The organism is uncultured Sphingomonas sp., from assembly GCF_964021865.1.
GTDB lineage: Bacteria > Pseudomonadota > Alphaproteobacteria > Sphingomonadales > Sphingomonadaceae > Sphingomonas.
On record NZ_CAXIAM010000092.1, the window covers coordinates 1 to 5,863 of the forward strand.

6 protein-coding genes and 1 pseudogene are annotated in these 5,863 nt (G+C 66.6%); 3 read left to right on the forward strand and 4 right to left on the reverse strand.

From position 1 onward, the window contains the following. Both AADI75_RS15780 and AADI75_RS15785 read right to left on the reverse strand, forming a co-directional pair. Nucleotides 1–1,214: AarF/UbiB family protein (locus AADI75_RS15780; protein WP_341209941.1), on the reverse strand; the 1,214-nt coding region annotated here is incomplete at its 3' end. After that, the gene (locus AADI75_RS15785) at nt 1,211–1,942 is read right to left on the reverse strand and encodes a class I SAM-dependent methyltransferase (RefSeq protein ID WP_341209942.1); all 732 of its coding nucleotides are present in this window, start codon (nt 1,940–1,942) and stop codon (nt 1,211–1,213) included. The genes AADI75_RS15780 and AADI75_RS15785, both read right to left, overlap by 4 nt. 46 nt (nt 1,943–1,988) lie before the next feature. On the opposite strand from AADI75_RS15785, the gene mutM reads away from it, so the two are divergent. From mutM to dnaA, 3 genes are all read left to right on the forward strand, one after another. Continuing rightward, a complete protein-coding gene (mutM, locus tag AADI75_RS15790; protein WP_341209943.1) occupies nt 1,989–2,804 on the forward strand; it encodes a bifunctional DNA-formamidopyrimidine glycosylase/DNA-(apurinic or apyrimidinic site) lyase in 816 nt (271 codons plus the stop codon). Between the two features lie 97 nt (nt 2,805–2,901). After that, on the forward strand, nt 2,902–3,165 hold the full coding sequence (gene rpsT, locus AADI75_RS15795) for a 30S ribosomal protein S20 (protein WP_028965918.1): 264 nt from the start codon (nt 2,902–2,904) through the stop codon (nt 3,163–3,165). Nucleotides 3,166–3,613: 448 nt separating this feature from the next. After that, nucleotides 3,614–5,002: a chromosomal replication initiator protein DnaA gene (gene dnaA / locus AADI75_RS15800; RefSeq protein ID WP_341209945.1), complete on the forward strand. Its 1,389-nt coding sequence runs from the start codon at nt 3,614–3,616 to the stop codon at nt 5,000–5,002. Between the two features lie 155 nt (nt 5,003–5,157). On the opposite strand, the gene AADI75_RS15805 is transcribed toward dnaA, so the two are convergent. Next, nucleotides 5,158–5,445, reverse strand: a complete 288-nt coding sequence (locus tag AADI75_RS15805; RefSeq protein ID WP_341209944.1) for a PspC domain-containing protein — start codon at nt 5,443–5,445, stop codon at nt 5,158–5,160. 149 nt (nt 5,446–5,594) lie between these two features. Continuing rightward, a pseudogene (locus AADI75_RS15810) lies at nt 5,595–5,863 on the reverse strand (tryptophan--tRNA ligase); the annotation flags it as partial.

Consider the following 5,863-nt stretch of genomic DNA (forward strand, 5'->3'; position numbering starts at 1 on the left):
ACCATCACCATCGTCTTTTGCAGCAGCAGCAGGTGCGGCTGCGTCACCATGTCGAAGTCGCGCGTGATCCCGAAGAGCCCGTCGAGCATCATCCCGATCGACATGTCCTTGACCGGTAGTCCGCGCATCGGTTCGCCGACCGCCCGCAGCGCGGTCGCGAATTCCTCGACGTTGTGGTGCGAGGGAACATATTGCGCCTCGAAGTGGATTTCCGCGACCCGGCGATAATTGCCGGTGATCAGGCCGTAGAGGATCTCGGCAAGCCAGACGCGCGCGCGGCGGTCGATCCGTCCCATGATCCCGAAGTCGATCGCGGCGACGCAATTGCCGGGCAGTGCGAACAGATTGCCCTGGTGCATGTCGGCGTGGAAAAAGCCGTCCGCGATCGCCTGCCGCAGAAAGGCATGGACCAGCACGCGCGCCAGCTCGGGCAGGTCGTAGCCCGCCGCCAGCAACGCCTTGCGATCCGACAATTTGATGCCGTCGATCCACTCGATCGTCAGCACCTTGCCGGTGGTGCGCGCCCAGTCGACCGCGGGGACGAAGAAGTTCGGCTCCGAGGTCATCGTTTCGGCCAGCTCGGACGCCGATGCCGCCTCGCGCGTGAAGTTCAGCTCGCGCGCGGTCCAGCGTTTGAACGTCTCGATGACCAGCCGCGGCTGGAGGCGGGCGATCTCACCCCCCATCGGCTCGATCTGCGCCGCGGCCCATTCATAGGTTTCGATCGCGCGCGCGAAATCCTCTTCGACGCCGGGGCGCAGCACCTTGACCGCGACGCGCCGCCCGTCGGTGGTGATCGCGCGGTGCACCTGCGCGATCGACGCGGCGCCGACCGGCACTTCCTCGATCTCGGCGAACAGCGACTCCAGCGGTCGCCCGAAGCTGCCGCGCATCGTCTGTGCGATCGTCGCATAAGGGACGGGCGGCACCGCATCTTGCAACCGCAACAGGTCGGCCGCCGCCGCCTCGCCGACCAGATCGGGGCGGGTGGCGAGCGTCTGACCCAATTTGATCGCCGCGGGCCCGAGCGCCTCGAACGCATCGGCGTAGCGCGGCACCTCTGGCACCCGCGCGCCCAGCCGCGCGACGCGCAGCAACCGGCGCAGCCGCGGCGGCGTATTGAGGTCGCGTTCCAGACCGCGCAGCGCGCCGTGGCGCGCCAGCGTCCGGCCCCATTTCAGAAGCCGCCAGGTATGGACGAGCGAGGAGGTCAAATCTTCCAGCCGCTGTGGATCGCGACCAGTCCACCCATGATCGGCTCGACCTTCGTCTGGACGAACCCGGCCTCGCCGACCATCCGCTCGAACGTCGGCATGTCCGGGAAGCGGCGGATCGACTCGATCAGATAGCGGTAGCTGTCGGCGTCGTTGGCCAGCAGCTGCCCCAGCCTGGGCACCAGGTGATGCGAATAAGCGTCATAAACCTCGGCAAACCCGGGCCAGACGTTGGTCGAAAATTCGAGGCAGAAGAACCGCCCGCCACGCCGCAGCACGCGATGCGCCTCGCGCAGCGCCTTCGGAATGTCGGTGACGTTCCGGATGCCGAAGGCGATCGTATAGGCGTCGAAGAAGCGGTCGGGGAAGGTCAGCGTCTCGGCATTGGCCTCGGTCCAGACCAGCCCGTCGATCCCGCGCTGTTGCGCGCGGCCGATCCCGACCTCCAGCATCTCCGGGTTGATGTCCGCGACCGTCACCGACGCACCGCTGTCGGCGAGGCGGAAGGCGATGTCCCCGGTGCCGCCGGCCATGTCGAGGATCTGTTCACCCGCGCGCGGCTTCACGCGGCGCACGAAGCGGTCCTTCCAAAGTCGGTGCATGCCCCCGGACATGGCATCGTTCATCAGGTCGTAGCGGCTGGCGACATTGGAGAAGACCCCGCGCACGCGGGCGGTCTTTTCGGTCGGGGTGACGTCTTCGTAGCCGAAGGAGACGGTTTCGCTCATGCGCGCCGCTCTAGCCGCCATGCGACCGAGCGGCTAGGGGGCAGAGATGCCGGAATTGCCAGAGGTTGAAACCACCGTGCGGGGCCTGCGCCCGGTGCTGGAGGGACAGGTGCTGACCCGCGTCGAGCCGCGCCGTGACGACCTGCGCCGCGCCTTTCCCGCCGACCTGCGCCAGCGCCTGACCGGCGCGCGGGTAACAGGGCTGCGGCGCCGCGCCAAATATGGTGTGATCGACACCGACCGTGACGACTCGCTGATCTTCCATCTCGGCATGTCGGGGCGGTGGCGCGTCGATCCGACCGAGTTGCTGACGCACGACCATCTCGTGCTCGCGACGGCGATGGGGCGCGTGCTGGCGCTCAACGATCCGCGACGCTTCGGCTCGATCGATTTGCTGCCGACCGCCGAGGTCGCAGACTTCCCCGCTTTCCGCCTGCTCGGCCCGGAGCCGCTGGGCGAGGCTTTCACGCCCGAGCACCTGCGTCATGCGCTGGCGGGGCGCCGGCTGTCGATCAAGCTCGCTTTGCTCGACCAGCGGATCGTCGCCGGGCTCGGCAATATCTATGTCTGCGAGGCGCTGTACGACGCGCGGATCGATCCGCACACGCCCGCCGGCGCACTCGACTTGCCCGCGCTCGCGCGGCTGGTGCCCGCGGTGCAGTTGGTGCTGGAGGCGGCGATCGAGGCGGGCGGCTCGACGCTGCGCGATTATGCGCGCCCCGATGGCGAGCTGGGCTATTTCTCCAAGCAGTTCGCGGTCTATGGCCGCGCCGGTGAGCCATGCGCGTGCGGCGGCACGGTGGAGCGTTACGCCGAGGGCGGACGATCGACCTTCTGGTGTCCGAACTGCCAGCGGAGTTGACGCTGACGCGAGCGCGGGCTATGGGCCGCGCCTTACGAGGGTGCAGGGCTTACCCAGCGCCTTTTTCCATCGATTCGAAACTTATCAGAGGACGTTCATGGCGAACACGCCGCAAGCCAAGAAGCGCATCCGCCGCAACCAGCGCCGGGCCGAAATCAACGGTGCCCGGGTCGGCCGCATCCGTACCTTCGTGAAGAAGGTCGAGGCCGCGCTGGCAGCGGGTGACAAGACCGCGGCGACGACCGCGCTGGCAGCGGCACAGCCGGAGATGCAGCGTGGCGTGGCCAAGGGCGTGCTTCACCGCAACACCGCCTCGCGCAAGTTCTCGCGCTTGACCAAGCGGGTTGCCGCGCTGGCATAACGCCTGCGTTTTATCGCGTATCGGAACGCCCGTCGGGACCATCCCGGCGGGCGTTTTCGCATGTGCGAACATCCGGCTGCGGAACAAAGAGGCACTTCGCAAAAACGCTTGGAATCCTCGCGATTCGCCGATGTTGCGGTTTGGTGACTAGGAAAAAAGCAAAGCAAATACAGATGCTTATTAGAAATATGACGCATTTGTGCCGCTGATGGCGAGTCAATCCGCTTTATTTCGGAATCGTACCCGTCGGCGGGGTTGATCGACTCACCCGCCTGTTCCTAATCCTGTCGAACCGCGCCGCCATCCGTGCAGCGTGGCACAAGAACAATGTTCGGATGCCAACGCGCTAGGGGCCGCGGGCAGGGGGACGTTTGACTTTGCGAATGATGCCACCGCGACCGATTGGGTCGCGGCGATGGGAGAGACGTGCGTGACGGATTTGGACGGGATGGATGACGGGATGAGCGAACTGGCACGGGCATGGGCCCGGGTCCGCGCCAACCTGCGCCGTTCCGCAGGCGCGCGCGTGTTCGACCAGTGGCTCGCGCCGATCGCATTGGCCGAGGGTGATGATGCGACCGACGTCCGCCTGACGCTGCCGTCGGCGTTTGCGACCAATTGGGTGAAGAGCCACTACGCCGATCGCCTGCTCCACGAATTTCGCGCGGTGCTGCCGGGCGTGCGCAGCGTCGCGATCGACACGGTCGCGCGCGCTGCGGCGCCCCTCGTGCTTGCGGCCCCGGTCGCGACCTCGACGGCTGTGCCGGCTACCGCTCCGCCCATCGCCGCGCCGGTGAGCGGTGCCGCGGTCGAGCGGCCGTCGTTCGACACGCGCCTGACCTTCGATCGCTTCGTCGTCGATGCCTCGAACATGGTCGCGCTCAACGCCGCGCAGGCGCTTGCCGCGCCCGGACCGGTCCGGTTCAGCCCGTTGTTTCTTCACGGCGGCACCGGGCAGGGCAAGACCCACCTGATGAACGCCATCGCGCATCGCTTCCTTGCGGATCACCCGCAGGCGCGCGTGATGCTGATGTCGGCCGAGCGCTTCATGTTCGAGTTCGTGGCCGCGATGCGCGCACGCGATACGTTCGCGTTCAAGGCGAAGCTGCGCGGCTGCGACCTGCTGCTGATCGACGACCTGCAGTTCATCGCCGGCAAGGACGTGACGCAGGACGAGTTCTTCCACACGGTCAACGAGATCATGGCGGCGGGCAAGCGGCTGGTGATCGCCGCCGACCGCGCGCCGCAAGCCCTGGACGGGATCGAGGCCCGCATCCTCAACCGGCTGGGGTCGGGACTGGTCGTCGACATTCGCCCATCGTCGCCGGAGCTGCGCCGCACCGTGCTGGCGCGTCGGGTCGCCGAAATGCCCGACGTCCGCGTGCCAGCCGCGGTCCTCGACCTGCTAGCCGAGCGCATGACCTCCAGCATCCGCGAACTGGAAGGCGCGCTCACCCGGGTCACCGCCTATGCGATGCTGACGGGGCAGACGATCGACCTCGACTTCGCGACGCAGACGCTCGGCGACATGCTGCGCGGGCATCAGCGCCGCGTGACGATCGATCAGATCCAGAAGCTGGTTTGCGAGCATTTCGAGCTGAAGCCGCTCGATCTGCTGTCGGCACGCCGCGCCCGCGCGATCGCACGCCCACGTCAGATTGCCATGTATCTCGCCAAGCGCCTCACCACCCGCTCGTTGCCGGAGATCGGCCGCAAGTTCGGCGGTCGCGATCACTCGACGGTGATCCATGCGGTGCGCCGGATCGAAGAGCTGCGTGACAGCGATCGCGAGGTCGATCAGGCGGTTCATATGCTGCTGGCGCAGTTGGAAGCGTAACGCCGCTCGTCAGTCCGGGCTTTATCTGCGAGCGTTCGAAAGCAATTCAGGTCGTCCTGCTACGGCTCTGGCTCGCTTCGCTACGCTTGCAATGACGCAAGAACGATCCAGCGTACGTCATTATCTCTCCAGCGACGTCGCGGCAGGCGGGGCGATCAGGCTGCCTGCCGATACTCCGCCTCATCCGCCTCATTCGCCACAGTGGCCGGCACCGCGGTCGCCGTCGTGCGGACGCGATTGGGGAAGAGCAAACGACTGACCAGGACCAGCACGCCCAGCGCGACATAGGCGAGCAGCACTTTCTCAAGCGAAAACAGCAGCGCGACCGCGAAGCCGAGCCGCAGCCACAGCGGATTGAAGCCGAAGTCTTCGCCGAGTGCGGCGCACACGCCGAACAGATTGTCGCGGGGCGCAGCAACGGGGGTGGTGGTGTGATCGGTCATGTCTCGCTCCATTGTTGCGAGACGATCAGCAAGACCGATGCCAAGTGCGAAAAACGCCGGTTTCCGACGAATCCGCGGTCATAAGCTCGCGACTGGCGGCGACATTCGCCGAAAATTGGCGCGTGACATGGCGTCACGCGCCAACTTGGTCAGACCAGCAGCCCCATCGCTTCCTGCGCGCGGTGCAAGGTCGGCGCCGCCGAGGCTGCGGCACGCTCGGCACCATCGCGCAGGATCGCGTTGATCGCACCACGATCGTTCAGCAGCCGCAGCATCTCGTCGCGGATTGGTCCGAGCTTGGCGACCGCCAGATCGGCGAGGTCGGGCTTGAACTGCCCGAAGCCCTTGCCCGCATAATCCGACAGCACCGCGTCGGGCGTGCGATCGGCCAGTGCCGCAAAGATCGTCAGCAGGTTGC